This is a genomic window from Micromonospora okii, assembly GCF_020884795.1.
GTDB lineage: Bacteria > Actinomycetota > Actinomycetes > Mycobacteriales > Micromonosporaceae > Micromonospora > Micromonospora okii.
The window spans coordinates 256,014-282,702 of the sequence record NZ_BBZF01000014.1 but is presented as its reverse complement, the minus strand read 5'-3'; the positions used below and the strand labels follow the sequence as shown (position 1 = coordinate 282,702).

Annotated in this window: 22 protein-coding genes; 14 read left to right on the top strand and 8 right to left on the bottom strand. The window is 72.7% G+C overall.

Going from position 1 to position 26,689, the window contains the following annotated elements; all coding sequences use genetic code 11:
• The 12 genes from LPU43_RS07880 to yidD all read left to right on the top strand — a co-directional run.
• A partial coding sequence (locus LPU43_RS07880; protein WP_229399594.1) for a class I SAM-dependent methyltransferase occupies positions 1–1,126 on the top strand: 1,126 nt, incomplete at its 5' end.
• Between the two features lie 90 nt (positions 1,127–1,216).
• On the top strand, positions 1,217–1,777 hold the full coding sequence (locus LPU43_RS07875) for a winged helix-turn-helix domain-containing protein (protein ID WP_229399593.1): 561 nt from the start codon (positions 1,217–1,219) through the stop codon (positions 1,775–1,777).
• Positions 1,770–2,597: an SRPBCC family protein gene (locus tag LPU43_RS07870; protein WP_229399592.1), complete on the top strand. Its 828-nt coding sequence runs from the start codon at positions 1,770–1,772 to the stop codon at positions 2,595–2,597. Before LPU43_RS07875 ends, LPU43_RS07870 begins: the two co-directional genes overlap by 8 nt.
• A 101-nt stretch (positions 2,598–2,698) precedes the next feature.
• The gene (locus tag LPU43_RS07865; RefSeq protein ID WP_229399591.1) at positions 2,699–2,932 is read left to right on the top strand and encodes a zinc-ribbon domain-containing protein; all 234 of its coding nucleotides are present in this window, start codon (positions 2,699–2,701) and stop codon (positions 2,930–2,932) included.
• A 244-nt stretch (positions 2,933–3,176) separates the two neighbouring features.
• Complete coding sequence (locus LPU43_RS07860; RefSeq protein WP_229399590.1) at positions 3,177–4,580, top strand: MFS transporter; 1,404 nt, start codon at positions 3,177–3,179, stop codon at positions 4,578–4,580.
• The gene (locus tag LPU43_RS07855) at positions 4,577–5,779 is read left to right on the top strand and encodes a hypothetical protein (RefSeq protein ID WP_229399589.1); all 1,203 of its coding nucleotides are present in this window, start codon (positions 4,577–4,579) and stop codon (positions 5,777–5,779) included. The genes LPU43_RS07860 and LPU43_RS07855 overlap by 4 nt, the downstream gene beginning before the upstream one ends.
• Positions 5,776–7,323, top strand: a complete 1,548-nt coding sequence (locus tag LPU43_RS07850) for a hypothetical protein (protein WP_229399588.1) — start codon at positions 5,776–5,778, stop codon at positions 7,321–7,323. Before LPU43_RS07855 ends, LPU43_RS07850 begins: the two co-directional genes overlap by 4 nt.
• Positions 7,324–7,447: 124 nt before the next feature.
• On the top strand, positions 7,448–9,742 hold the full coding sequence (locus tag LPU43_RS07845; RefSeq protein WP_229399587.1) for a putative bifunctional diguanylate cyclase/phosphodiesterase: 2,295 nt from the start codon (positions 7,448–7,450) through the stop codon (positions 9,740–9,742).
• Between the two features lie 49 nt (positions 9,743–9,791).
• Positions 9,792–10,550 carry a MerR family transcriptional regulator gene (locus LPU43_RS07840; protein ID WP_229399586.1) on the top strand — a complete coding sequence of 253 codons (759 nt, stop codon included), beginning with the start codon at positions 9,792–9,794 and terminating at the stop codon, positions 10,548–10,550.
• Between the two features lie 196 nt (positions 10,551–10,746).
• A complete protein-coding gene (locus LPU43_RS07835) occupies positions 10,747–11,847 on the top strand; it encodes a hypothetical protein (RefSeq protein ID WP_229399585.1) in 1,101 nt (366 codons plus the stop codon).
• A gap of 231 nt (positions 11,848–12,078) precedes the next feature.
• The gene (gene wzy, locus LPU43_RS07830; RefSeq protein ID WP_229399584.1) at positions 12,079–13,668 is read left to right on the top strand and encodes an O-antigen polysaccharide polymerase Wzy; all 1,590 of its coding nucleotides are present in this window, start codon (positions 12,079–12,081) and stop codon (positions 13,666–13,668) included.
• A 38-nt stretch (positions 13,669–13,706) separates the two neighbouring features.
• Positions 13,707–14,075, top strand: coding sequence for a membrane protein insertion efficiency factor YidD (gene yidD, locus LPU43_RS07825; protein ID WP_229399583.1), 369 nt, complete (start codon positions 13,707–13,709; stop codon positions 14,073–14,075).
• A 97-nt stretch (positions 14,076–14,172) separates the two neighbouring features.
• Here yidD and LPU43_RS07820 read toward each other — a convergent pair whose 3' ends face one another.
• From LPU43_RS07820 to LPU43_RS07800, 5 genes are all read right to left on the bottom strand, one after another.
• A complete protein-coding gene (locus tag LPU43_RS07820) occupies positions 14,173–14,625 on the bottom strand; it encodes a VOC family protein (protein ID WP_229399582.1) in 453 nt (150 codons plus the stop codon).
• Positions 14,626–14,662: 37 nt separating this feature from the next.
• Positions 14,663–15,556: a phosphorothioated DNA-binding restriction endonuclease gene (locus LPU43_RS07815; RefSeq protein ID WP_229399581.1), complete on the bottom strand. Its 894-nt coding sequence runs from the start codon at positions 15,554–15,556 to the stop codon at positions 14,663–14,665.
• Entirely contained in the window at positions 15,553–18,618 is a 3,066-nt protein-coding gene (locus tag LPU43_RS07810) for a DEAD/DEAH box helicase (RefSeq protein ID WP_229399580.1), read from the bottom strand. Before LPU43_RS07810 ends, LPU43_RS07815 begins: the two co-directional genes overlap by 4 nt.
• Positions 18,619–18,711: 93 nt before the next feature.
• On the bottom strand, positions 18,712–19,224 hold the full coding sequence (locus tag LPU43_RS07805) for a flavoprotein (RefSeq protein ID WP_229399579.1): 513 nt from the start codon (positions 19,222–19,224) through the stop codon (positions 18,712–18,714).
• A complete protein-coding gene (locus tag LPU43_RS07800) occupies positions 19,221–19,499 on the bottom strand; it encodes a hypothetical protein (RefSeq protein ID WP_229399578.1) in 279 nt (92 codons plus the stop codon). Before LPU43_RS07800 ends, LPU43_RS07805 begins: the two co-directional genes overlap by 4 nt.
• Positions 19,500–19,940: 441 nt before the next feature.
• On the opposite strand from LPU43_RS07800, the gene LPU43_RS07795 reads away from it, so the two are divergent.
• A complete protein-coding gene (locus LPU43_RS07795) occupies positions 19,941–22,334 on the top strand; it encodes an acylase (RefSeq protein ID WP_229399577.1) in 2,394 nt (797 codons plus the stop codon).
• A gap of 63 nt (positions 22,335–22,397) precedes the next feature.
• On the opposite strand, the gene LPU43_RS07790 is transcribed toward LPU43_RS07795, so the two are convergent.
• The 3 genes from LPU43_RS07790 to LPU43_RS07780 form a co-directional block, all read right to left on the bottom strand.
• Entirely contained in the window at positions 22,398–22,898 is a 501-nt protein-coding gene (locus LPU43_RS07790; RefSeq protein WP_229399576.1) for a macro domain-containing protein, read from the bottom strand.
• A 320-nt stretch (positions 22,899–23,218) separates the two neighbouring features.
• Positions 23,219–23,887: a hypothetical protein gene (locus LPU43_RS07785; protein WP_229399575.1), complete on the bottom strand. Its 669-nt coding sequence runs from the start codon at positions 23,885–23,887 to the stop codon at positions 23,219–23,221.
• A 153-nt stretch (positions 23,888–24,040) separates the two neighbouring features.
• The gene (locus tag LPU43_RS07780) at positions 24,041–26,074 is read right to left on the bottom strand and encodes a DEAD/DEAH box helicase (protein WP_229399574.1); all 2,034 of its coding nucleotides are present in this window, start codon (positions 26,072–26,074) and stop codon (positions 24,041–24,043) included.
• Positions 26,075–26,307: 233 nt separating this feature from the next.
• Between LPU43_RS07780 and LPU43_RS07775 the strand changes: the two genes are divergently transcribed.
• Positions 26,308–26,628, top strand: coding sequence for a helix-turn-helix domain-containing protein (locus LPU43_RS07775; protein WP_229399573.1), 321 nt, complete (start codon positions 26,308–26,310; stop codon positions 26,626–26,628).
• Positions 26,629–26,689: the final 61 nt, after the last annotated feature.

Here is a 26,689-nt window from a genome sequence, read left to right as displayed (position 1 = left end):
CACCGCCCCGGGCGACCTGGGCCTGGCGCGGGCCTACGTCAGCGGCGACCTGGGGCTGGACGGGGTGCACCCCGGCGACCCGTACGAGGCGCTGCGGGTGCTCAAGGACGAGCTGCGGCTGCGCCCGCCGGCGCTGGCAGACGGGCTGGCCCTGGCGCGCGGGCTGGGCTGGGAGCGGCTCAGGCCGCCGCCGCCCCCGCCGCAGGAGGCCGCGCCGCGCTGGAAGCGGGTGGTGAACGGGCTGCGGCACTCCCGGGGCCGGGACAGCACGGCGATCTCGCACCACTACGACGTCTCGAACGCCTTCTACGAGAAGGTGCTCGGCCCCTCGATGACGTACACCTGCGCGGTCTTCCGCAGCCCCGGTGACACGCTGGAGCAGGCCCAGGCCGCCAAGTACGACCTGGTGGCCGGGAAGCTCGCGCTGAAGCCGGGGATGCGGCTGCTCGACGTCGGCTGCGGCTGGGGCGGCATGGTCCGGCACGCGGCCCGCGAGTACGGCGTGCGGGCCCTCGGGGTGACCCTGTCGCGGGCGCAGGCGCAGTGGGCGCAGGCGGCGATCGAGCGGGAGGGGCTGGGCGACCTGGCCGAGGTGCGTCACCTGGACTACCGGGACGCCCCGCGCGAGCACTTCGACGCGGTCTCCTCGATCGGCCTGACCGAGCACATCGGGGTGCGCAACTACCCGGCCTACTTCGGCGCGCTGCGGGAGCGGCTGCGCCCGGAGGGGCGGCTGCTCAACCACTGCATCACCCGGGCGGACAACCGGGCCCCGCACCGCTCCGGCGCGTTCATCGACCGGTACGTCTTCCCGGACGGCGAGCTGGCCGGGCCGGGGCGGCTGATCGGCGAGATGCACGACGCGGGCCTGGAGGTGCACCACGAGGAGAACCTGCGCCGGCACTACGCGCTGACCCTCGCCGGCTGGTGCCGCAACCTCGTGGCGAACTGGGACGAGTGCGTCGCCGAGGTCGGGCGCGGCACGGCCCGGGTGTGGGGCCTGTACATGGCCGGGTCGCGGCTGGCGTTCGAGCGCAACGACATCCAGCTCCACCAGGTGCTGGCCACCCGCAACGGCCCGGGCGGGGTCGACGGCTACCCGCTGCGTCCCGACTGGACGCCCTGACCCGCTGACGAGAGGGGGCGGCCACCCGGCCGTCCCCTCTCGTCGAGCCCATTGACAAAACGAGTTTGTAAGTTCAAACTTGTTTTTGCCATGAGAGACATCCTGTACCTCGAAGAGATGTCGCAGGCCGAGACCCTGCTCAAGCCGCAGCGGGTCGAGGTGCTGCGGCAGTTGGCCGAGCCACGCACCTGCACCGAGGTCGCCAAGCTGCTCGGCCAGACCCCCCAGCGGGTCTACTACCACGTCAAGCAGCTCGTCGCGGCCGGCCTGGTCGACCAGGTGTCCGAGCGGAAGGTCCGCGGCATCAGCGAGGGCATCTACCAGGCCGCCGCCCGGTCGTACTGGCTCTCGCCCCGGCTCGTCGGCCGCATCGGCGGGCTGCGTCGGGCCCGCGACGAGCTGAGCCTCGGCCACCTGCTCGACCTCATGGAGGAGGTCCAGGCCGACGTCGCCGCCCTGGACCGGGCGGCCCCCGAGCTGCCCTCGATCGGGGTGTCCGGGGAGATCCGGGTGCCGGCCGAGCGCCGGCAGGAGTTCCTCGCCGACCTGCGCACCGCCCTGGAAGACCTGTTCACCCGCTACGGGGGCGCCGAGGGAGACGCCTTCAAGCTCGCCGTGGCCTGCTACCCCAAGGGAGAAGACCGTGACTGAACCGATGACCCTGCGCGCCCGGCTCGCCGCACCCGTCGAGGTCGTCCACCGCGCCCTCACCGACCCGGCCGAGCTGCGCGTCTGGTTGGCCGAGCACGCCGAGGTGGAGCTGCCCGAGCGGTACGCCTTCTGGGGGCGCTACACGCCCGAGGGCGACGCCCCGCACCAGCGGCTCCTGCACGCCGACGAGCGGAGCCTGCGCTTCGCCTGGCTGCTCGACGGGGCGGAGACCACCACCGAGATCGCGCTGGAGCCGGAGGGCAAGACGACCGTCCTCACCCTGCGGCAGAGCCACTTCGACTTCGCCGACGTGATCAGCGGCAGCTCGATCCGGGGCGTGCTCCAGACGTACTGGTCGCTGGCGATCGCCAACCTGGCCGCCCACCTGGAGGGTCGCCAGCTCCTGCCGCGCACCGACTTCACCTCCGCCGACCTGCGCGGCGAGCTGCTCATCGCCGCCCCGGCCGACCGCGTGTTCGAGTCGCTGACCGACTCGGAGCAGGCCAGCGCCTGGTTCGGGTACCCGATCGGCATCGAGCCCTGGGTCGGCGGCCGTTACGCCATGGGCGGCTTCGAGGCGGGGCACGCGGCCAAGGTGGTCGACCTGGAGCCGGGCCGGCGGATCTCCGTCGACTGGGGCCCGGTCGGCGTCACCACCTGGGAGCTGGCCGAGTCCCAGGGCAAGACGAGGCTCACCTTCGTGCAGAGCGGCTTCGACGAGCAGAACCCGCCGTACGCGGCGTGGGCCGGGACGGTCGCCGGCCTCGGCGAGCTGGTCCGCTACCACGAGATCCCCGACTGGCAGCCCATCTGGCTCTGAAAGGAAGGGCACCCTGTTAACGGATTCCGTTGTACAGGGTGCCCTTCCTAACATCTCCCGGACGGGGGGTGAGGACGGGCTCGGCTGGGTATAGCGCAGCGATGTTCTTCATCTTCGGGCTCCGCACCAAGGTCGACCGGTCGGGCGTGGTGCGGCAGGTGTGCCCCCACTGCGGCAACCACGCCGCGCAGGTGATCACGCGACGGTCGACGAAGTTCACCCTCTTCTTCGTCCCGCTGATCCCGATCCGCACCCGCTATGCCCGGCAGTGCACCGTCTGCGGCGCGCAGTTCGACGTGTCGAAGGCGGAGGCCCAGCGCCTCCCGGTTGGCTGACCCCGGAGATGGCCCGTTTCCTCTGCTGGCTGATCGGTCGGCAGCCCGCCGCCGTGCCCGAGGCCCCCGTGCACACCGCCTCCCGGCCGCCCTGCACCCCGGGCCGCCGACGCCCCCGCCGCCGCGCCCGTCGCCCCTCGGCCGGCACCGCCCTGCCCCGTTCGCCCTGGAACCGCTCCGCCGGCCGCTGACCCTCCCCGAGGCGGCGTAGGCTCGGTCGGCCGCGAGGAAACGGGGAGAGTACGTGCGCAACCATCCGGCCGTCGTGCTGGTCGCCGTCCTGCTGTCCACCGTGGCGCTGCCCGTCTCGCTGACCGGGGCCTCGGTCGCGCTGCCGGACATCGGCCGCGACCTCGACGCCGGGCTGGCCGGGGTGCAGTGGGTGGTGAACGGCTACAACGCCACCTTCGCCAGCTTCATGCTCGCCAGCGGCGCGCTCGCCGACCTGCTCGGCCGCCGCCGCGTCTACGCCGCCGGCCTGGCGATCTTCGCCGCCGCCGGGCTGGCCTGCGCGGTCGCCGGGAACATCGTGCTGCTCGACGCCGCCCGGGTACTCGGCGGCATCGGCGCGGCGGCCGCCGCGACCAGCGCCGGCGCCCTGCTGGCCGACGCGTTCCCGGGGCGGGCCCGGGCCCGCGCCTTCAGCCTGTTCGGCACGGCCATCGGCGCCGGCCTCGCGTTCGGCCCGTCGATCGCCGGGCTGCTGATCGAGGTCTTCGGCTGGCGGGCCGTGTTCACCGTGCCCGCGCTGGCCGCGTGCGCCGTGCTCTCCCTCGTGCCGCTGCTGCCCGAGTCCCGCCGGCCGCAGGGCGGCCGGGTCGACTGGCCCGGCACCGCCTCGTTCACCGCCGCGCTGCTGCTGCTCATCTTCGGCTTCGTGCAGGGCCCCGAGTTCGGCTGGTCCGCCCCCGTGATCGTGGCCGCCTTCGTGGCGGCGGTCGCCCTGCTGGCGCTCTTCGTGCGGGTGGAGCGCCGCCGCGCCGAGCCGATGTTCGATTTGGCCCTGCTGGCGAGCCCCCGGTTCGTCGGCGTCTGCCTGGCGGCGGCCACCATCGTGGCGGTCATGGTGCCGCTGCTGGTCTACCTGCCGTCGTACCTGACCACGGTCGTCGGCATGAGCCCCGGCGCGGCCGGCGGCACGCTGATCCTGCTCACCGCGCCGACCCTGGTGCTGCCGCTGCTCGGCGGCGCGCTGACCCGGCTCGTGCCCGCCCCGGCCGTGATCGTGGTGTCCGTTGCGGTGGTCGCGGTCGGCGCGGCCTGGACCACCGTCGTCGCACCGGACAGCGGCGTCGCGGCCCTCGCCGGGCCGCTGCTGACCATGGGGGTGGGGATCGGCCTGTCGATCGGGCTGCTGGACGCCATCGCCATCGGCAGCGTCGCGCCGGGCCGGGCGGCCACCGGCGCCGGCATGATCAACACTGCCCGGCTGGCCAGCGAGACGATCGCCATCGCCGTGGTCGGCGCGGCGCTGGCCAGCACCACCGCCGGCCGGCTCGCCGACCCGGGCTTCACCTCCGGGCTGCGCGCCGTGCTCTGGGTGATGGCCGCAACGGCGCTGGCCGCCGCCGTCGCGGTCGCCGTGCTGGTCCGGCGCGGCGCGGCCCGCGCCGAACCGGCGCCGACCGCCTATCGTGGCGTGTCGTGACGAGCACCGCGCAGCGACTGGCCGAGATCCGGGGCGGCAAGCCGCCCCGCCGGCACAACGCCAGGACGATCGCCGCCCTGACCGGCAACCCCGGCTGCGACCGCCGGGCCGTGCTGGACAGCGCCGGGGCGGACAAGCCGGCGCTGGCCGAGCAGGTCGGCTTCCCGGCCCGGTTCGGGCAGTCCCGGTTCGCGATCACCCGGGGCAACGCCTTCGAGGCGCAGGTCAAGGCCGACGGCGGGGCCGAGCTGCTGCGCCTGGTCGCCGAGCGGCTCGGCGTCGACCCGGGCGGCCCGGGGACCTGGACGGACCTCGGCGCGGACGACCGGCCCGGCGGCCCCGACCAGCCCGACCGGGCCGAGCGGTCCCGCGCGGCACTGGCCGCCGCCGCGCCCGCCGCCCGGGGCCGGGCGCACCTCCCGACCGGCGAGGCCCCGACCGCTGAGCCGCAGACCGGCGAGGCCCAGACCGGCGACGCCCCGACCTCCGGGGAACCGGCCGCCCTGTTCGACCACCCGCTGCTCAGCCTGGACGTCGCCGGCCGGCGGGTCCACCTGGAGCCCGACCTGGTGGCCGCCCGCCTCGCCGGCCGGTTCCACGTCGTGGAGATCAAGTCGTTCCCCGTGATCGACGGGCAGGCCGACCCGGGCAAGGTGGCCGCCGCCGCCGTGCAGTCCGCCGTCTACGTGCTCGCCCTGCGGGAGCTGCTCGCCGCCGAGGGGCACGACCCGTCGCTGGTCTCCTCGGACGTGGTGCTCGTCTGCCCGCGCGACTTCGCCAACCAGCCGGTGGCCAGCCTCGTCGACGTGCGCAAGCAACTGCTGGTGCTGCGCCGCCAGCTCGACCGGATGGCCCGCGTCGACGACCTGCTGGCCCGGGTGCCGGCCAACTTCACCGCCGACCCGGCGGCCGACCCCGACCACCTGCGCCGGGCGCTGTCGTCGGTGCCGGCCCGGTACGCCCCCGACTGCCTGGCGGCGTGCGAGCTGGCGTACTTCTGCCGGCACGAGGCCCGCGCCGAGACGACCGCGCTCGGCCGGCCGGTCCGCGAGGCGCTCGGCGGGGTGGCCGACGTGGCCGAGGTGCTCGCGCTGGCCGCCGGGGAGCACCCCGGCGCGCCCGAGCAGGCGGAGGCCGCCGCGCTGCTGCGGGCTGCGGCCCGGCTGCGCGCCGACGCCCTGACGGGCCGACCCTCGTGAGTACGCTGCGCGCGCTGGCGAAGGCGCAGGCGCTCGCCGCCGGGGTGGCCCAGCCGGTCGCCACCGTCCGGCACCTGCACCTGTCGCCCCGGCCGCTGGTGCTGGTGCCCCTGACCATGGCCGGCGAGGCGAACGCCCCCCTCGCGGTGCTGGTCGGCGACGCCCCCGACGCCGCCCGGCTGCTGATCGTGGCGCAGCCGCGCAACCGGGACCAGCGCTTCGCGTTCGCCGCCGAGCTGGCCGGGGTCGTGCTGCCGTACCTGGACTCGTTCCGGGGCGGCACCGAGGCGGTCGCGGTGGACCGGGGCCGCGACGTGCGCCACCGGTACGTCGACGCGCCGCAGCTCCTGGTGCCCAACCCGGCCGGGATCACGTTCCTGCGGCTGTTCGGCCGCTCCACCCGGTTCCGCCGCGTCGACGGCGACTACCCGGTGCACCCGTCCGTGCCGCTGCTGGGGCGCTGGCTGACGTTCTTCGCCGAGCGGGCCGAGCACCCCGGCTCGTCGGCGCTGGTGGCGTTGACCGAGGCGCTGACCCTGCACTGGGCCACCGGGCAGAGCGCGGTGGAGGACCTGCACCTGCCGGCGGTGCTCGGCTGGATCGACCCGCCGCCGGGGCTGGACGGCGCACGGGCGGCGGCCCGCGCCGAGGACCCGTCGCTCTGCCCGCCCGCCGGCCCGGCCACCGACCCCGACTTCGACAACAGGGTGCTTGCCCCGGCCATCGCCGCGTACGCCGGGGCGGGCGACGACGAGGCCGCCCGGCGGTCGGCGTACGCGGAGCTGGAGCGGGCGCTGCGCGGCCAGCTCGCGCCCACCTGGGACCTGATGTGGCGCGGCCTGGGGCTGCTCGCCGCGCTGCCGCCCGGCGCGCGGGTCGAGGACCGCTGGGCCCGCGACCGGGACGCCTTCACCGCGCACGCCGAGCACGTCGACGAAGGCGGCGGGCCGCAGCCGCGCCGCGACGGCGCGGTCGCCGCCGCCGTGCGCCTGCACCGGCTGGAGCGGGCGCTGACCTCGTACGCCGTGCAGCGCGCCTACGACGACCCCCTCGTGATGGCCGAGCACCGGCTGGCCGGGGAGGCGTTCGTGGGCGACGTGACGCTGGCCGACCCGGGGCGGGTGGACGACACCGGCAAGCGCCCCGTGCTGCGCCCCCGCATCCAGGTGGTCACCACCGAGCCGGTGGCGGTGCCGCTCGGCGCGACCCTGTACTCGCCGGCCCGACCGGGCCAGAAGGCGAAGGTGGTCTTCGTGACCCCGGCGGCCGACGGCAAGACCGAGGTGGTGCTGGAGCTCTCCGGCGGCATGGGCCGGGGGCTGACCGCGCCGCCGGGCACGGTGCCGGAGGTGGGGGAGCGGCTCTGCCTCACCACCCTCTCGGACGGGTTCCTGCCGGCGGGCGCGTTCCCGGCCCCGGAAGAGACACCGTGGACCCACGGCGGCCCCCCGGCCGCCGCCCCCGTCGATCCCGCCCCGGCCACCGCTCCTGCGGCTTCCGGCCCCGCCCCGGCGGACGGCGACCCGGCCGAGGAATGGGGTTGAGGCCACGCCGGGGCGGATGACCCTGGCGGCCCGCCCGGGGGGTGGCTAGTCTTTCGACGTCCATTGTCAACGACCGGTCTCACCGTCGAGGGTGCGCGCAGGAGAGAGAGCCGGAACGACCACTGTGCTGCCCCACGACGCACGTCACGCCTGTGCGACCCGCGCCGGGTCGGCCCGTTCCGGCCCGGCCGGCTTCGTCGTGGCCGCGCTGCTCCTCCTCGTCGAGGCGGCCTGGCTGGCCGCCGCCCTGCCCGGCGGGGCGCTGGTCAGCGACCTGGCCGCCGTCGCCGTGGCGGGCTGGGCCGGCTACGCCTGCTTCGTCGCGGCCCGCCGGGGCCCGGCGCCGCTGCGCTGGTTCTGGGTGCTGCTCGCGACCACCATGGGGCTCGCCGTGCTCGGCCGGGCGCTGTGGACGGCGCAGCGGCTCGGCGGCGACCCCCTGCCGCACACCCCGCTGATCGGCACGCTGTTCACCCTCGGCATCGTCACCGGCACCGCCGCGCTGCTGAGTTTCCGCGCCGCGCCGCGTAGCGCCGTCGGCCGGGCCCGGACCGTCCTGGACGGGGTGATCGTCGGGCTCGCCCTCATCCCGATCGGCTGGGTGGTGGTGTTCCGCGACGTCGCCGTCGCCGACATCGCCGACCCGATGCGCACCCTGGGGCTGCTCTACCCGGCGCTCGACCTGATGCAGTTGACCGTCCTGGTCGCGGTGGCCGGCCCGGCCCGTCCGATGTGGTGGCCGCTGACGGCGATCGGGGCCAGCCTGGCCGTCCGGGTGTTCGCCGACGCCACGTACGTCTCCCTGTTCGCCCACGGCGACTACGTCCCCGGGCACCCGATCGACGTCTGCTGGCCGCTGAGCTACCTGCTGATCGGCGCCGCCGCCGGGTGCTCGCCGTCGCCCGCCCGGGGCGACGGGGAGGAGAGCGTCGAGGCGCCGCCGCCGCCGTGGTGGCGGGTCGCCCTGCCGTACCTGCCGGTGGGCGGCGCGATCGCGGCGGTGATGCTGGCCCGCCTCTCCACCGGGCAGACCCCGCATCTGATCTTCCTCGGCATGATGGCCCTGCTCGGCGTCCTCGCGGTGCGGCAGGGGCTGGCCGCCAACGAGAACCTGCGGCTGGTCGCCCAGCTGCGCTGGCTCGCCTACGTCGACCAGCTCACCGGCCTGCCGAACCGGCTGATGTTCGTCCGCCGGCTGAGCCGGGCGCTGCGCGACGAGACCCCGGTCGCCGTGCTGGTGCTCGACCTCGACGGCTTCAAGCAGGTCAACGACCGGTTCGGGCACGGCACCGGGGACGACCTGCTGACCAGCATCGGCGAGCGGATGAAGCGGGCCGTGGGCACCGACGGCAGCGTCGCCCGGCTCGGCGGCGACGAGTTCGCCGTCCTCGTCCAGGGTCATGCGCAGGTCCGGCCGGAGCGGCTGGCCGAGCGGCTGCTCGCGGCCCTGCGACCGTCCCCGGGGGAGGAGGAGGCGGGCGTGCACCCCTCGGCCAGCATCGGCATCGCCGAGTACGGCCCCCGGCACACCTCCCACACGGACCTGATCCGCGACGCCGAAATCGCCATGTACGCGGCCAAGGCGGGCGGCAAGTCCACGTACCGGACGTGCACCCCCGCGCTGCGGGAGGCGGCGGTGAGCCGGGCCGAGCTGATCGCCGACCTGCGCCGCGCCGTCGACGAGGGCCAACTGCACCTGGAGTACCAGCCCATCGTCGACCTGGCGACCGGCGCGGTGCGCAGCGCCGAGGCGCTGGTGCGCTGGCGGCACCCCCGGCTGGGGCTGCTCTCCCCGGAGCGCTTCCTGCCGCTGGCCGAGGAGACCGGGCTGATCCTGCCGATCGACCGCTGGGTGATCCACGAGGCGTGCCGGGCCGCCGCGACCTGGCAGGACCGGGCCCCGGAGGCGACCGTCGCCGTGAACATCGCCGCCGCGCACCTGCGCCGGCCCGACCTGATCGCCACCGTCACCGCCGCCACCGCAGGCGCGGGCCTGGCCCCGCGCGCCCTCACCCTCGAACTGACCGAGTCGGCGCTCATCGACGGCAGCGACGCCGTGCTGGACCGGCTGGCCCAGCTCCGCGAGCTGGGCATCCGCATCGCCATCGACGACTTCGGCACGGGCTACTCCTCGCTGAGCTACCTGCACCGCATCCCGGCCACCGAGCTGAAGATCGACCGGTCGTTCGTGGCCCGGCTCGGCGAGGACGCCCGGGCGTACGCGACGGTGGAGATGGTGACCCGGCTCGCCGACGCGTTCGACCTCACGGTGGTGGCGGAGGGGGTGGAGACCGACGGGCAGCACGCGGCGGTCACCGCGATCGGCTGCCTCCACGGGCAGGGCTGGAGGTACGGCCGCCCCGCCGCCCTCGCCGACCTGCGCGCCACCCTGACCACGGTGGCCCGGAAGCAGGGTTGACCCTCACGTAACGGCAGGCGACAGCATGGTCTCCGGTAGGGAGGGAACCATGGCGTACACGGTGGGTGAGGTGGCGCGGGCCGCCGGGGTGACGGTGCGGACGCTGCACCACTACGACGAGATCGGCCTGCTCTCGCCGAGCGGGCGCACCCCGGCCGGCTACCGCCGCTACGACGACGCGGACCTGGAGCGGTTGCAGCTCGTCCGCCACTACCGCGAGCTGGGGTTCCCACTGGACGAGATCACCGCGATCCTCGACGACCCGGACGCCGACCCGGCGGCGCACCTGCGCCGGCAGCACGAGCTGCTCACCGGGCGGATCGGGAAGCTCCAGGAGATGGTGGCGGCGATCGAACTCGCGTTGGAGGCGAGACGGATGAACATCAGGCTGACCCCGCAGGAGCGGTTCGAGGTCTTCGGCGACTTCGACCCCGACGAGCACACCGAGGAGGTGCAGCAGCGCTGGGGCGGCACCGAGGCGTACCGGGAGTCGAACCGGCGCGCGGCCGGCTACTCGAAGGAGGACTGGCTGCGCAACAAGGCCGAGAACGAGGACTGGGGGCGGCGGATCGTCGCCGCGCTGGACTCCGGCGCCCCGGCCGACGGCCCGGAGGCGATGGCGCTGGCCGAGGAGCACCGGCAGCTCATCAACCGCTGGTTCTACGACTGCCCGTACGAGATGCACATCTGCCTGGCCGACATGTACGTGGCCGACGAGCGGTTCACCGCGTACTTCGAGGGGCTCCGCCCCGGGCTGGCCGCCTACCTCGGCGAGGCGATCCACGCCAACGCGATCACCCGGGCCTGACGGGCGGGTCCGGCCCCCTCGCCGGGGCCGGACCCGCACCCGGTGTTGCTTGGCCGTGCCCGTCGGGAGCCTGAACCGCCGCGCGCGCCATCCCCCGATCGGGTGGTTCGTCCGCTTCGCCGGGTCCGACCGGGTTGCCCGAGCCGTTGAACCGGGTGACACCCCGGTTGGTGGCTCGCGCGGCTAAGGAGTCGGCGTGGCGAAGGCTGATGCGACGGGTTCGACGTGGCGGTACCGGTGGGCGCACCGGCAGAACGAGCGGCGGCAGCGGGCGTACCGCGCCGCCGAGCGGGCCTGGCGACAGCGCGACGAGGAGCTGCGGCGGCTGCGGACGGCGGCGGCCGACTTCGGCCGCGAGGCCACGGCGGGCGCCGGGCTGCCCCTGGCGCTCGCCCCCGGCGAGGCGGTCCACTGGGCGCTGCCGGCCGCGCAACTGGTCGAGCTGCGGCACACCGCCGTGCTCCCCGCCCCCGACCTGAACGTCGACCCCGGCCGCCCCGCGTCGCGCCACCGGCTCCCCGACGGGGTGAAGGTCGTCGACGCCGGGATCGCCGTGGTCACCGACCGCCGGCTCGTCCTGCTCGGCGGCCGGGGCCGGCGCGACTGGGCGTACGGGAGGATGACCGGCCTGGCCCACGACCCGGCGGCGCCGGTGACGCTGATCCAGGTCCTCGACCGGCGGCGCACCTCCGGGCTGCTGCTGCCCGCCGACGCCGCCGCCGAGTTCCGGTTCACCCTCACCCTGGCCTTCGCCGAGGCCATCGAGCAGCGGGGCGCGGTGCTCGCCCGGCTCGACGAGCTGATCGCCGAGCACGACCAGACCCGGCCGTTCCGCCCGTCGATCGCCACCCCGGGGCAGGCCCGTCCCATCGCCGCCGTGCCCGGCGGCCGGCGTACCGTCGCGGTGGCCGCCGCCGCGGCGCTGCTGGTGCCCGCGCTGCTCGCCGGGTCCGACCAGCAGTCGCGGCGCGGCTCGGACGTCGCGGTCGCCGCCACCGCCGCCCCCACGGCCCGCGCCGTCCCGACGGCCGCGCCGAGGCCGCGCGCCGCCTCGCCCACCCCGACGCGCGACCGGCTCTGCGGCGCCCCGACCAACCCGTTCGGGTACGACTACTGCGGCGGCTCCCGCATCCGCACGCCCGACGTGCGGGTGTGCGACTTCTTCGACTGCGGGCAGGACTTCTGGGCCGGTAGGGGTTACCTGGTGCAGTGCCGCGACGGGTCGGTCAGCCTCACCGGCGGCCGGGCGGGCGTGTGCGCCGGGCACGACGGGCCGCGCCGCACCGTCTGGGCCTGACCGCCGCGCTCCCCGCCCACCCGATGTCGGCGGAACTGAAGCGGGGAGGTCCGCCCCGGTGGTACAACGGTGGCAGCGCATGTCCGATTAGTGCATTTTATGGGCTTTCGTTCTCGGGTGGTCGCTGCGGACGGCCTGCGCGCTGTCACGGCCGCGCGTCACTGGCGTGCCCGTGCACGGCCACGCACCCGCGCTGACCCGTCCCGTCCCGCCGCCCGATCAGGACCTCCCATGCCGAGCACCGCCCTGAACGAACCCCCGACGGCCCGCGAGGACGCCCGGAGGGGGCGGCGAAGGGCCGAGCGGACGGTCGACATCCTCGGCCGACGGCCCGGCCCAGTCGCGCTGGCCGTCGTCGGTGCCGTGCAGGTGGCGCTGGTCGTCTCGTTCTGGCAGCCGCTGACCGCCTCGACCCGGGTCGCCGCGACCGCCGCCGCCGTCGTCGCCTGCACGACCCTGGCCCTGCTGCTGCGCCTGCGCGGGAACCGCCAGTTCAGCCTCGGCGTGGTCCTCCTCGCCAGCTACGCCGTGTTCCACCTCGGCGTGAGCCCGTACCTCGTCCGTGGCGCCCTGCCCGGCCTGCTCGCCGCGCCGGACGGCGACCCGGTCGGCTGGCTGCTGTCGCCCGAGATCGCCACCGCGACGACCCTCACGACGCTGAGCATGGCGGTTTTCCTGCTCGGCTACGCGCTGGCGGCGCTCGCCCAGCGGCGTCGCCGGAGCCGGACGGAACCGGTGGAACCGGCCGGGGACACCGCCGGCGCGACGACGGCCATGCTCTGGCTCGGGCCGGTCCTCGCCTGCGGCGGCACGCTCCTGCTGCTGTCGGTCGTCCAGGCCGAGGGGTGGGACTCGCTCGGCGCGGCCAACTACGCCCTCTACCGCACCGAGGAACATCGCGCCCAGCTCGGCTACGCGTTCCTGCTGCTCGGGGTCGGCCTGGCCGTACTCGGCACGAACGGCCGACGCGGCCGGTCGCACCTGTGGGCCCTGGCCCTCGCGCCCTTCGTGGTCATCCCGCTGGCGATCGGCTGGCGCGGGGGAACCATCTTCCCGATCGCGGCCTACCTCGTGGGATGGAGCAGGAGCCACCGGATGCGGGTCCGCCCCTGGCACGCCGTGGCGCTGCTGGCGTTGCTGACCCTGGGATCGATCGTCCGGCAGGCCCGGGAACGGGGGCCGAAGGACTTCCGGCTCACCGAGGTCTCCGTCAACCCGATGGACGGCCTCGCCGAACTCGGCGCGACGCTGCGGACCGTGGTGGTGGTGCGGGAGTGGCACGGCCTGCGGGGCGAGCCCTTCACCGGGTGGGCCACCTACTGGGCCCCCGTCGAACGGCTCCTCGACCGGCTGCTCGGGCTGCCGTTCACCCCCGCCGCCCTCGACGAGCGCAACCTGTCGACCGTCTTCCTCTCCCGCACCGGCATCGGCGCGATCGGCGGATCGCCCACCGCCGAGGCGTACCGGGCGGCCGGGGTGCTCGGGATCGTCGTGGTGTTCATGCTGATCGGGGCGCTCGTCGCCTACCTCGACAGCCGGCCCTCGGGCACCCTGTCCGAGTACGCCGTGGCGCTGGTCGGCTACGTGCTCCTGGTGTGGTCGCGCAACAACTTCACCCCGGTCGTGGCCCAGCTCGCGCTCTGTCTGGGCGTCCTCGCCCTGGCCGGGGCGTGGGAGACCCTGCGGGCGAGGGCTGCCGCTGCCGGCCCGCCCCGCCTCGTCGCCGGCCCGCCCCGCCTCGTCGCCGGCCCGCCCCGCCTCGTCGCCGGTCCGGCCCGCCTCGTGACGGTCCCGACCCGGCAGGCCGCCGCCGGGCCGTAGCCGCGGGCCGGGTGGTGCGGCTGCCGCATGATGTACGCGTGATCAACCTCAAGCCCCAGCGGCGCGGGAAGAAGAAGCGCGGCGACTCCTGCACCGACTGCGACTGTGACGGCCTCGCCTGCTGCGACCTCGGGCTCTTCTCGTTCCTGCTCACCCTCGGCTCGGTGACCGCCGGGGCGACCCGGGCGCCGATCGTCGACCGCGCCGGCCGCGCCGCCATCCTCGGGTACCGGCGCTGGCTGTCCCACCGCTGGCCCGGCCAGTGCCGCTACACCCCCACGTGCAGCGCGTACGGGCTCGCCGCCGTCGAGAAGCATGGGCTGGCCGTGGGCGGTCGGATGGCCGCCGAGCGGCTGCGCCGCTGCAAGCCGCACGTGCCCCGGGGCACCCACGACCCGCTGCGCTGACCGCGTCGCGGCTGATCGGCCGTCATGCCCGGCCGGCTGATTGGCCGTCATGCCCGGCCGGCTGATTGGCCGTCATGCCCGGCCGGCTGATCCGCCGTCACGCCCGGCCGAAGTCGGGGACCGTGATGGTGCCGTCGGCGGCGAGCGGGAAGCCCGGGTTCCAGGCGATCTCCCAGACGTGCCCGTCCGGGTCGGTGAAGCAGCCGGCGTACCCGCCGTAGAACGTCTCCCGGGCGGGCCGGGTCACCGCCGCCCCGGCGGCCGACGCCTCGGCCAGCACCGCGTCGACCTCCTCGCGGGACCGGACGTTCTGCGCCAGGCTCACCCCGCCAAAACCGTCGCCTGTGTTCCCGTTGTCGGCTCCACTGTCGGCGATCCCGGCGTCGGCGGCCAGCTTGTCGCGGGCCCAGAGCACGACGGCGAGGCCGCCGGCCTGGAAGAAGACCGTCTCCTCGACCTCCTGGCCGCGCCAGCCGAGCCGCTCGTAGAAGGCGCGGGCGCGGGGCAGGTCGGTGACGCCGAGGGTGACGAGGCTGATGCGCTGCTCCATTCGCGCACCGTACTGGCAATCGCGGCGGGTGCGGCCGCTACGCGGCGAGTGGCTCGCCCTTGAACACCTCTCGTCGGTGCCAGGCAAGGTGTTCGGCGGCCGGCACCGGGGCACCGGGTCGGGGCCGCAGAGCGCGGCCGTGCAGGTCGTAGACCGATCTGCCGGCGTCGGTGCGGGCGGTGAAGGCAACCGATACGGTGATCCGCAGGCCCGTGTCCAGCCCGACCGCCCCGAAGTCGAAGAGCTTGTGGTGCAGGGCGCACAGCGCCAGCCCGTTGTCGAGGCTGTCCGGGCCGTCAAAGGCGAACCAGCGGACATGGGCCGCCTCTACTCCCACCGAGATGTGCCCGAGCTGCCCGTCGTAGCCGCAGAAGGCACACTGGCGGTCCCACATCTGCAGGATCTCGGCGCGCCAGCCTGGGTCGCGTCGACGAGCGGTGACCCGCGCCGCGGCGGCGTGCAGGACGCGGTCGGGATCCAGTCCGGCGGCGACGAGCACATCGGGCGCGATGGTCGCCGGAAAGTGGCTCTCCACCAGCGTTCGGGCGACCTTGTTCAGTAGGCCCGAGTCCTCGCGTAGCGCTGCCTCGATGGGGGCCTCGAACCGCCCGACGACGTCGTGGGCGTGCAACGGACCCACCAAATCCATCGGTACGTCCGGGTTTAACGTCCAGACGCCGTCGCTGCGTAACCGGGTGAACGGGTACGCGGCGCTCTGCGCCCGCCCAGTCTTGGATGCCGGTCCGAACTCGGCGATGAGATCACTGAGCTGCTCCTGGGCCTGCGACCAGGGCAGCTCGCTGGACCCGGTGCTGGCGAGACGCCCGAGGGCCTGAAGCACGAGTAGCGGCTTGTGCGGGGCTCTGCGTCCGTGCTGCTGGTGCAGTCGTAGGGAGGTCAGCCGGTCGTACACCTCGCGCCGGTTCGTCACGCGGCGATCGCCCGCGCCGCCGAGTACACGTCGGCGGGGAGCGGGTGCGTCAGCTCCCAGACGATCCGCATCGGCCGGTCCCCGGTGTGCCGCCGGTACGTCATCGGCCCTGCGTACAGGTAGGCCGGCGCGCCCAGGTCGCGGTCCGGCACCCGACTCTCCCGCACGAACAGGTGCACGGTCGAGCCCAGCTCGGCGTGGTTGACGTACCGCTGCCCCGTTGCCGACGTCGTCGACGTGGTGCTCTGCGACTCCCACTGGAACAGCTTCTCGGTGATGGCCCGGTCCGCGTACATCGTGGTGGGGGAGTAGTGCCGCTCCGACTTGACCAGCGTGACGAAGAACAGGTCCGCCCGCTCCTCCGGCAGCCACTTGACGCCCTCGCGCAGCGACCCCGGGTTCGCCATGCCGAACGCCGCGCACGCCTCGTTGCGGCTGTACCGGGCGTGCACCCGCAGCGCCCCCACGCGCGTCGTCACCCGGTGGATGCGCTCCCGCAGTACCTCGGCGACCTGGCGCAGCTCGGCGCGGCGCACCGGCTCCGCCCACAGCCGCGCCAGCCGCTCCTCCCGGGATGTCAGCGGGGCGTTCGGCCCCCACAGGTCAAAGTGCAGCATGTTCCACAGCCGCCCCGGCTCCGGCCGCTCGCCGGCCGCCACCCGGGCCAGCAGGTCCAGCCGGTCGGGGTCGTCGAGGTGCAGCATCCGCCCGATCGCCCGGCCCAGCTCCCGGTCGTCCGGCCCGGGAGTTGACGTCTCCAGGCCGGCGAGCCGCCGCAGCCCGGCCCACCCGCCCACCGACGCCGACCGGTACACGTCCTCGATCTCCAGCCCGGTCTCCCGCAGGTACTCCACCAGCGTGACGTCCCCGAGCTGCCGCAGCTCCGCGACCAGGCCCCGCTTCGAGGTGGGCATGGCGCTGGCCAGGTTGCGCAGCACCACCTCCTTCGCCACCCGGTCCAGCTCGATGTGGCAGCCGCTCGGCAACGACGGGAAGTCCTGCTCGACGGCCTCCCGCAGCGCCCGCTGGCTCACCCCGGTCAGCGCCCGCCAGCGCAGGTCGAAGCGGAAGTTGGCGTGCTGCCCGCCGATGAAGTCGAGCACCGTCAGGCACGGCTTGTCGTCGGCCAGCCGCAGGCCACGTCCGAGCTGCTGGAGGAAGATCGTGGCGCTCTCGGTGGGGCGCAGCAGCAGGATCGTGTCGACCATCGGCAGGTCGACGCCCTCGTTGAACAGGTCGACCGTGAACAGCACGCGCAGCTTCCCGGCCCGGAACTCCCGCAGCAACTCGCGCTGCGCCGGCCTGTCCACCTGCGAGGTCACCGCCGCCGAGGGCACACCGTGCCGGGTGAACCACTCCGCCATGAACTCGGCGTGCCCGATGCTGACGCAGAAGCCGAGCGCGCGCATCCGCCCGACGTCGGCCTTCTCCCGTGCCGCCCGCAGAATGATCCGCGCCCGCGCGTCGTTGCCGGTGTAGAGGTTGCCCAGCTCGCCCCGGTCGTACCCCTGGCCCCGCTTCCAGGCCACGTGCGACAGGTCCACGTCGTCGTGCAGCCCGAAGTACTGGAACGGTGCCAGCAACTGCCGTTCGAGCGCGTCCCACAGGTGCAATTCCACGGCGGCGTGGCCGTCGAACCACCGCCGCACGTCGCCGCCGTCGGCCCGGTCGGGGGTCGCGGTCAGCCCCAGCAGTACGCGGGGACGCAGCCGCCCCAGCAGCCCCGCGTACGTCGGGGCCTCCGCGTGGTGGAACTCGTCGACGATCACCATGTCGTACGCCTCGGGGTCGACCTCCCGCCGGTGCAGCGACTGGATCGAGGCGAAGACGTGCCGCCAGTTCTCCGGCTTCTCGCCCGCGACCAGGATCTCGCCGAAGCTGCCGTCCCCCATCACCTGCCGGAACGTCGACAGGCTCTGCCGCAGGATCTGCTCCTGATGGGCGACGAAGAGCAGCGAGTCGACGCTCCCCTCCCGGTGCAGCCGGCGGTAGTCCAGCGCCGCCACCACCGTCTTGCCGGTGCCCGTCGCCATCACCACCAGGTTGCGGTGCCGACCGTGGACCTTCCGCTCGGCGTCCAGGTCGGCCAGGATCACCGCCTGGTACGGGTACGGCCGCACGTCCAGGCTCGCGATCTCGGTAGCGGTTCCGTCGCGCTTCTCGCCGCGCAGCGCCCGGCGCAAGCGCTCGGCGTCCCGCTCCGGCCGGTAATCCTCGAACGCCGGATCGTTCCAGTAGTCCTCGAACGTGGCGGCGAACGTGGCGATGACGTGCGGCTGCTCGACGTTCGAGATCCTGACGTTCCACTCCAGGCCGTCGACCAGCGCGGCCTTGGACAGGTTCGACGAACCGACGTACGCCGTGGTCAGGCCCGTGTCGCGGCGGAACAGCCACGCTTTGGCGTGCAGCCGGGTCGTTCGCGTCTCGTAGGAGACCTTGATCTCGGCCCCCAGCTCGGCGAGCCGGTCAAGCGCCCGCTGATCGGTCGCCCCCAGGTACGTGGTGGTAATGACCCGCAGCCGGCCGCCCCGGTCTCGTAGCTCGCGTAGCGCCGGCTCGATGATCCGCAGCCCGTGCCAGGTGATGAACGCGCAGAGCAGGTCCACGGAGTCCGCCGAGGCCATCTCGTGGGTGACCTCGTGACCGATGCGGGGCTGGTTGCGGCCGTTGACCAGCAGCGCGCCGGTCGAGAGCGGGGTGCTGGGGCGGGGCGGGAAGGTGGGCTGGGCCGGCAGGGTGGGCGGGGCGGCGATGGCGTGCAGGAGGTTGCGGGCGTCGGCGACCTGGTCGTCCGGGGTGGCGGCGTCCGGGTCGAGTTCGGTGATGGCGGCGGCGATGCGGTTGGCGAGGTCGACCTGGCGGTGGAGCTTCTCGTCACCGCTGCCGGGGACGGCGCGCAGGGCGCGGCCGACGAGTACGGCGAGGTGCCGGGTCAGGTATTCGTGCGAGTCGGCCGGGTCAAGGGGGCGATGCTGAACGAGAGCATCATCGAGCCGGTGGAGCCGGTCGGCGAGCTGGGTGGTGAAAAGGTGCTCGTAGACGCCCTGCGCAAGATTCGCCACGCGAGTGAGCTAACCATCCGTCGACCAAACGCTGGCGTACCTGATCGAATCGATTTGGCCGCTGATCGGTCGAGCAACGCCATGAGTATTTCGTCAGCCCATTCGAAACTCCGGGGCGGCGCGCCGGAGCTCGGTTGCGACCGTCCGCCAGTCCAGCTCAGTTGGCAGCGGTGTCACGTCGACGGCAGCTTCTTGCAGTAGCCGTACGTGCCGGCCGTAGCTCGGGTGAGCAGCAAGCTGGGGTTTGACGTTCGGAAAGGCGTACACCGGGATGCCCGCACCGAGGGCCTCGTTGAGAATGCCAAGGGCGAGCGTGTCGTTGATCCCCTGCGCCCACTTGTTGATGACGTTGAAGGTCGCCGGCACGACGGCGAGGGCCGTTGCCGGAGGATGCGGCTCAGGTTCGCCCGGCTTCCGCCACTCGACCCGTACGGGATAACCGGTCTGCCGGGCCAGGACGTCCCGGCCGATCCAGGTCGCGGCGGTCGGGGTGGCCGTCAGGCAGACCGTCCAGCCCTCGTCCTGCAGCAACTGGATCAGCTCGCCGATCCGCAGCACGGGAGGAGCGGCGCAGGCGACCAGGGCCAGCACCGGCTGGGGACTCATGGCAGCACCCCGGCCCGCTTTGCCAGCGGCCACAGCCCCGGCGTAGCCGCACGTCGATCCTTCGCCAAGAGGTCGAGCAGCAACGTGCGCGCCTGGAGATTGGCGTGCACCACATCGGCGGCTACGCGCTCGGCTTCGAGTAGATGTAGCACCGCCACTGACCTGTCTACGGACGCCATCAGCGCCGATTCCGCCAAGTCGACGTGCACCTGCGCCCTGGGGCCAACCAACACCACGGGGAGCGACGATATGTCGAGACGGTCAGCGATCTCCATCGCCCGTTCGGGATTGTTGCTCCGCACCGCCGCCGAGACGGCGTGGATGACGACGTTGGTCGACCCGAATCCAATCCACAGCCGATCTCGACCCGCGCCCCACCATTCGGCCCATTGTGCGGTCTGTGCCAGGAGCCGCCCCCGCTTTCTTCGAATCGCTCGCCTTGGCAGCCACCATCACGGCCAGCAGCAGGAGTTCTCCCTTGGCAGAGAGCAGGTCGCCGGCTCGCCCTGGCGTACGCCTGACCGCCCGGGCCCGCCGTGACCGGCTGCTCGCCCCAGCCCAGCTCCACCCCTGGAAGGGCTCGTCGAGACCGACTCCGGGTGGAGATCGTGGTTCTCCCCGATGCCCCCATCGACAGGCGTTGCTAGCGTCCGCCGTGTACGGACAGTCGACGCACGGGGAGGACGTCCGATGACCGACCGACACCGAGGCACCGTATGAGGCCCGGCCTGCGCCGTCTCGGCACCGCCGCCACCAGCGTCGGCCTGCTGCTCGCCGCCGGCCTGACCGCGACCGGCGAACCCGCCGTCGCCCGCGCGGGCCACGGCGGCTACGAGGCGACTATCCGCCGCGCCTCCTACGGGGTGCCGCACATCACCGCCCGCGACTTTGCCGGCCTCGGCTTCGGCGTCGGGTACGCCCAGGCGGAGGACAACATCTGCCTCGTCGCCGAGCTGATCGTGACCGCCAACGCCGAGCGCGCCCGCCACCTCGGCTCTGCCGACCGCGACGTGGCCAGCGACCTGTTCTACCGCAAGGCCATCGACCAGCGGGTCGTCGAGCGGCTGCTCGCCGGCCCCCGCGACGGCGTCCACGCCCCGTCCGACGAGGTTCGCGACCAGGTGCGCGGATTCGCCGCCGGGTACAACGCCTACCTGCGGCGCACCGGCGTGGCGCGGCTGACCGACCCGGCGTGCGCGGGTCGGCCGTGGGTGCGGCCGATCACCGAGCTGGACGTGTGGCGGGCCCACTGGGTCCGGATGGTGCGGGCCAGCTCGGGGGCGCTCGACGACGGCATCGTGGGCGCCGCCCCGCCCGCCGCGCCCGCCGGCCGGCCGGGGGAGATCACCGGAACGCTGGCCGCTCCCAAGGCGGCTGCCGTGGTCGCCGCAGCCGACGGCGCGCCGGCCGGGGTGGGCAGCAACGCGTACGCCCTCGGCCGCGACGCCACCGCCGGCGGCACCGGGATGCTGCTGGCCAACCCGCACTTCCCGTGGGACGGGGTGGAGCGCTTCTACCGGATGCGCCTCAAGATCCCCGGCCGGTACGACGTCGAGGGCGCGGCCCTGGTCGGCGACCCGATCATCGAGATCGGCCACAACGGCAAGCTGGCCTGGAGCCATACCGTCTCCACGGCCCGCCGCTTCGTCTGGCACCGGCTGACCCTGGTCCCCGGCGACCCCACCGCGTACCTCTACGACGGCAGGCCCCGCCGGATGGTCGCCCGCACGGTCACCGTCCAGGTGCCCGACCCGTCCGGCACCGGCACCGGCACGGTCAGCCGCACCCTCTACGACACCCACTTCGGCCCGGTCGTGTCGGTGCCGGGCACGTTCGACTGGACCGCCGGGACGGCGTACGCGATCAGCGACCCCAACGCCGCGAACAACCGCGCGCTCGATGGCTGGCTCGCCATGGGGCGGGCCCGGACGGTGGGCGAGCTGCGGACGGCGCTGGACCGGCGGCAGTTCCTGCCCTGGGTGAACGTCATCGCCGCCGACAGCCGGGGCGAGGCCCTGTACGCCGACCACTCCGTCGTGCCCCGGGTCACCGACGAGCTGGCCGCCTCCTGCATCCCCGCCACCTACCAGCCGATGTACGCCGACAGCGGCCAGGCGGTGCTCGACGGGTCGCGCTCGGCGTGCGAGCTGGGTGCCGACCGCGACGCCGCCGTGCCCGGCATCCTCGGCCCGGCGCGCCTGCCCACGCTGGTCCGCGCCGACTACACCACCAACTCCAACGACAGCTACTGGCTGGCCAACCCCGAGCAGCCCATCGAGGGATTCCCGCGCATCGTCGGCGACGAGCGCACCCCGCGCAGCCTGCGCACCCGGCTCGGCATCGAGCAGGTGCGGCAGCGCCTGGCCGGCACCGACGGCCTGCCCGGCACCGGCTTCACCACCGGCAACCTGTGGCAGGTCATGTTCGGCAACCGGGCGTACGGCGGCGAACTGGTCCGCGACGACCTGGTACGCCTTTGCGTCGCCAACCCGACGGCCACCGCGTCCGACGGCAGCGCCGTCGACCTGACCGCCGCCTGTGCGGCGCTGCGCGACTGGGACCTGCGGGTCGACCTCGGCAGCCGGGGCGCGCACCTGTTCACCGAGTTCGTCCTGGCCGGCGGCCTGCGCTTCGCCGACCCGTTCGACGCCGCCGCCCCGGTCACCACGCCCCGCCGGCTCGCCGTCGACGACTCCCGGGTCCGTACCGCGCTGGCCGACGCCGTACGGAAGCTGGCCGGCGTCCCGCTCGACGCCCGTCTCGGCGACGTGCAGACCGAGCCGCGCGGCGCGCAGCGCATCCCCATCCACGGCGGACGCGCCGAGGGCGGCGTGTTCAACATGATCGTCAATCCGCTGCAGCCGGGGGGCGGGTACCCGAAGGTGCGGCACGGCTCGTCGTTCGTGATGACGGTCGAGCTGGGGCGCAACGGGCCGTCGGGACGGCAGATCCTGACCTACTCCCAGTCGGCGAACCCGAACTCCCCCTGGTACGCGGACCAGACCCGGCTGTACTCGGGGAAGGGCTGGGACACGATCAAGTTCACGGAACGGCAGCTCCGCGCCGACCCGAACCTGATCACCTACGTAGTACGGGAGGACCGCCGCTGACCGGCGGGATGCGACGACGTGCCGGCTCGCGGCGGCAAGGGCCGCGAGCCGGCACGTCCGGCGTCAGTTGAGGCTTGGGTGTGGCGGCGCGCCGTCCGATGGATCGGAGACGCTCTCCGGCGGAAAGAGCAACACGCGAACGTCGGGTAGCTCGGAGAAAGCCTCTTCGATCATCGGTCGGACCTCGTCCCAGTCGAGCCCGCCATTGCCGCAGCCAAGAGCGGGGATCGCCACGGAGGCGATGGCGCGGTCTCGGACGAGCCAGGTGAGATCGGCCAGGCCTGCCCGCACATCATCAACCTTCGAAGTGGCGCGCCAGTGGCCCTTCGTCGGAAAGTTGATCACATAACGGCGGAGGCCGGGCGGGCCGGAGTCGAAGACGAACATCTTTCCGAGCTTGACCGCCTTCGCCGCGCACGCGGCTCGGTAGGCCGCGTAGTTGGCGGGGTAGGCGCGCTTGAACTGGAGAGCGATGCCCTTGCCCATCACACCCACCGTGTTGACTGCGTTGACCAGGGCCTCCGCCTCTGCGGTGAGCAGGTTGCCACGGCTGACGACGATCATCGGCACACCTTCCTTCAGGTGTAGCCGTAGTACCATTGACCTCTGACAACAGTGTGCGCGTCGATGCGCGTTGTCCTACGAACTTCCGATCCGGCCCATCGAGCGGCGGATGCCGTGGTGTTGGCAGGCGCCGACGAAGTCACCGCTGATGGTGGTGCATTCGCGGCGACGCAGATGCCGGCGGAGCGCGTTGCGCTGCCGTATGATCCACTCGACCCGGTTGCGGTTGACCCGCACACCCTGTTCGTGCGGTCCGACGCGACGGCTACGAGCGGTGGCTCGGGGTGGCCCCGAGCCGCCGCGTAGAATTCGGAGGCCCGCTACCTGGGGCCAAGGACGTCGGGAACCGGAAACCAAGGGTCGTTGCCGAGCGGCCCCAGGTAGAGGTACGCCAGGCCCTGGGGGCCGTTGACGGGCGCGAAGAAGTGCCGGTCCTCGTTCATGTAGACCCGTCCGCCCTGGTATCCCTTCACGGCCGCGAGGCGGCGAGCAAGACGCCGGGCATTCTCCTGGCCGACGACGTCGGACAACCGATGCTGAAGAATGCGCTGTCCTGAGGCCACCTCATACCTGATGTCCGTTGCTCCCGCGCATAGCACGTAGAGGATCCCGACGTGTGGCCCTACCCAGTGGTCCCCGGGTGCCAGACCCGGCGGGGGAACCGGCCCGATGCGCTGCCCGTCGAATTCGAACCAGAGGAGATCCCCGTAACTGCCGGCGTAGACACAACCGCCATCTGGATGGGGGACGAGGACGTGGCTGTACTCGTTGATGTAGAAGGCGCCCCCCGGCACGCCGTTTACCTCGTTCTTGACGTCGTCGACCATCTTGACCAGCTTCTCGTGCCGGTCGTTGGTGAGCAGGTATTTCTCCGAGCTGCTGACGCGGTAGATCAGGCGGACCTCCCTGCCGCCGCTCTTTCCGTGTACGACCGAGTACTTCGCATCCCTGTTGGTGTTCGAAGGGGTGGGCCCGGGGTAGCGCAACAAGTTTTGCCTCCAGCCGTGAACGCGCCGGATCCTACGTGGACGGTCCTTCGCGTCTCGGTCACTTCGGATGACCGACAGGCGAGCCTAGTGCTGACCGCTGAAGTGGACCATCTACTGTCGGGATGGAGACAGTCGGCCGTCACCAAGACTGGATCATGGGTTGTTCGAGGGCCAGGCGAAGCCCCCCGGGGCATGAGCGAGGTGGAACTTCTTTCCGCCCTCCGCGTACCAGGCGCGGCCGTCCTTGCTGAGGAAGAACGCGATTCCGCGATCGAACAGCTGCCGCCAGTTGTCCAGCACGAGACGAGCGTTCCTGGTGAGATCGGCGGATGCTGCGGAGTCGAGGAGGGCGAACTCAATTCCGTCATCGGTTCTGCGTTCGATCACTCCGCCCTGTTTCTGCCGGAGGCGATAGCTCCCCCCCAACTTGTCGACCGGCCCGCTGAGCAGCGTGCCGGGCTTGAGATCGGTCGGATCACAGGGCGCGTCCTCGATGGTGTCCGTTAGGGCGACTTCTGCCTTGAAAGGCTCCCGGAGCTGCCCTGCGGCATAGCACGTCGTTCCGTCTGGCCCTTCGCCCCATACGAGCACGAGCCGGTGCAGTGGAGTCACCCGGAAGCGGCCGCCGGGCCGTTTCCGAACACGCTCCACCATTGCCGCGACATCCTGCGGGTTGCCAACCAGCACGCCCGAGATGGTGGTGACATTGCCGAGCGTGTCGACGGAATACTCTTGGCCGGCTACCACACCGAGCCATGGAAGCGGCTCAGTCGGCGCTGCTCGGCCGATCCTGTTCCACTCCTGCTCTTCCGTGGGGCGCGGGGTGGCTGGCGGCCCCAGCATTTCTTCCGGCTCGGCGTCCGGCTCCGAAGGCCAGCGCAAATAGTGGTTGGCACCTTCACCGGTCAGATCTGCCCAGTCCTCCTTCGCGTAGATCTGCTCGTCCACCGTGCCGGATACGTAGATGAGGTGCATGTCCGCATGCTTCGGAGCCCCCGTGTCGTCGAAACGTCGCCGCAGGACTCGTCCCAGCGCCTGAATTCGTTGGCGAACGCTGGAGGTCGATGCGACTGAAAGTCCCACATCGGCCTCGGGTACGTCGATGCCCTCCACCAGCGACTTGACGGAGACGAGCACCTGCGCCGCCCCGGTGCGAAAGTTTTCCAGTGCGAGCGTGCGGCTCCGCGTGTTCAGCCTGGAATGCTCGATTGCAATGCGCGTGTCGGGCATTTCCTTCACAAGGTCACGGTAGAGGCTGATGGCCTCGTTGACCCGTTCGTGGAAGAGTAGTACCCGTCTAGCCTGGCCCGATCCGAGCGTTCGATCGAGGATGCGATGGGCGACCCTGCTGCGATTAGCAGCACGATACAGCAGGTCCTTACGGCGTGACGTCGCCGCTATGTACCGCCGCGCGATCTGTCCAACGTCGTCTCGGCGTTTCTGAAGTTGTTGAGAGCGGCTGGTCTCGAAACCGAGTGACTGCAACTCCTCCGCCAGGTCATCCACCTGGCGGCTTATCTGGTCGTACTGGCGTCGTTCATCGTCCGACAGTTGTACGCCATGATGGTGGATGTTGTAGTCGGGGAGCCATCCCGCAAGTCGTGCGTCGCGCAGCGTGAAACGATAGACGACTGGCCCGAGCGCGCGCCCTACGAGCTGTTCGTCGTATCGCAGCGGCTGCCCCGCCTCATCGAACTCCTCTCGGTCCGGGGTGGCGGAGAGACCGAGCCGATAATTCGCCGGGGTGTTCAAAACTCGGGAGAAGGTAGGGGCACCCGCGCGGTGGCATTCGTCAACGATGAGCATGAGTGGTTGTGCGACTTTGGCCAGAGCGGGTAATTGTCGGGATGCTGTGTTGAGCACTGCGACGATTGCTCGTCGGGTGCTGAAATTCGCTGACTCTCCGGCGCCAAGAAGACCGATTTCCGACGCTTCGAGACTAGTGAATCGCTCCAGGGCGGTCTGCCATTGGCGTGCCAATGCCTCAGTGGGAACGACCACAGCGATGCGCAGGTCCGGGTTTTGCTCCGCAGCGCGTTCGGCGCAGGCCATTGCGATTAACGTCTTTCCACCACCGGTGACGATCTCCAGTGTACCTCGGTGCGGAGCGGCGGCATCACCGCTGGCCCATGCCTGCACCGCCGCAGCCTGCCAGTCCGCCAGCGTGAACCCGCGTGTTTTTATCACCTGGACTCCTCATTGGAGGCGTATAGCGTACGAAGAACGCCACCGCAGATCATCCCTCAAGCGTAGGTCGCGATGCCGACTCGACCGTTCTGGCGTCACCCGGTGCTGTCTTGGCGACTGCTCACGCCATGAGGGCTGGCTGACATGGCGTCAGCCGGTACGCTGCTTGACTCCGCCCCGTTCGTCAACCGGCAAGGGACGACGCACGGGCGGTCGGTGAGGAGGCAACGCCGATGCCAACCGGGCGGGAGGTGCCGCTGACCGTGATGCCGGAGTGCGTCGAGCTCTCCACAGGAGAGGCTGCCGCGATCCTCGGAGTGACCAGGCCGACCGTGGCCAAGCTGATGAACGATGGCGTCCTGCCCTATGCCCGCCCCGGCCCCAGTCGCCGGGTTGCTTTGCACGATGTGTTGGCCTACAAGGAGCAGCGATCGAGGGATAGGCGCGAGGCGCTGGACGAACTCACGGCCGACGCGGTCGACATGGGCGTCTATGACGAGGCGATGCGGCGTGGGTGGGAGTTGTCGGACGAGCAGCCGGAGCATGACTACTGATCGACAGGGGCCCAGCGACAACCGGTGGTGAAGGCCATCCTGTCGCCCCTCGCTCGACGAA

What these genes read in the sequence shown, in the direction of transcription:
- LPU43_RS07875 (WP_229399593.1), top strand. Translation starts at nt 1,217, where the DNA reads ATGAGAGACATCCTGTACCTCGAAGAGATGTCGCAGGCCGAGACCCTG.
- LPU43_RS07865 (WP_229399591.1), top strand. Translation starts at nt 2,699, where the DNA reads ATGTTCTTCATCTTCGGGCTCCGCACCAAGGTCGACCGGTCGGGCGTG.
- LPU43_RS07840 (WP_229399586.1), top strand. Translation starts at nt 9,792, where the DNA reads ATGGCGTACACGGTGGGTGAGGTGGCGCGGGCCGCCGGGGTGACGGTG.
- wzy (WP_229399584.1), top strand. Translation starts at nt 12,079, where the DNA reads ATGCCGAGCACCGCCCTGAACGAACCCCCGACGGCCCGCGAGGACGCC.
- LPU43_RS07820 (WP_229399582.1), bottom strand. Translation starts at nt 14,625, where the DNA reads ATGGAGCAGCGCATCAGCCTCGTCACCCTCGGCGTCACCGACCTGCCC.
- LPU43_RS07805 (WP_229399579.1), bottom strand. Translation starts at nt 19,224, where the DNA reads ATGAGTCCCCAGCCGGTGCTGGCCCTGGTCGCCTGCGCCGCTCCTCCC.
- LPU43_RS07800 (WP_229399578.1), bottom strand. Translation starts at nt 19,499, where the DNA reads ATGGAGATCGCTGACCGTCTCGACATATCGTCGCTCCCCGTGGTGTTG.
- LPU43_RS07795 (WP_229399577.1), top strand. Translation starts at nt 19,941, where the DNA reads ATGAGGCCCGGCCTGCGCCGTCTCGGCACCGCCGCCACCAGCGTCGGC.
- LPU43_RS07790 (WP_229399576.1), bottom strand. Translation starts at nt 22,898, where the DNA reads ATGATCGTCGTCAGCCGTGGCAACCTGCTCACCGCAGAGGCGGAGGCC.
- LPU43_RS07775 (WP_229399573.1), top strand. Translation starts at nt 26,308, where the DNA reads ATGCCAACCGGGCGGGAGGTGCCGCTGACCGTGATGCCGGAGTGCGTC.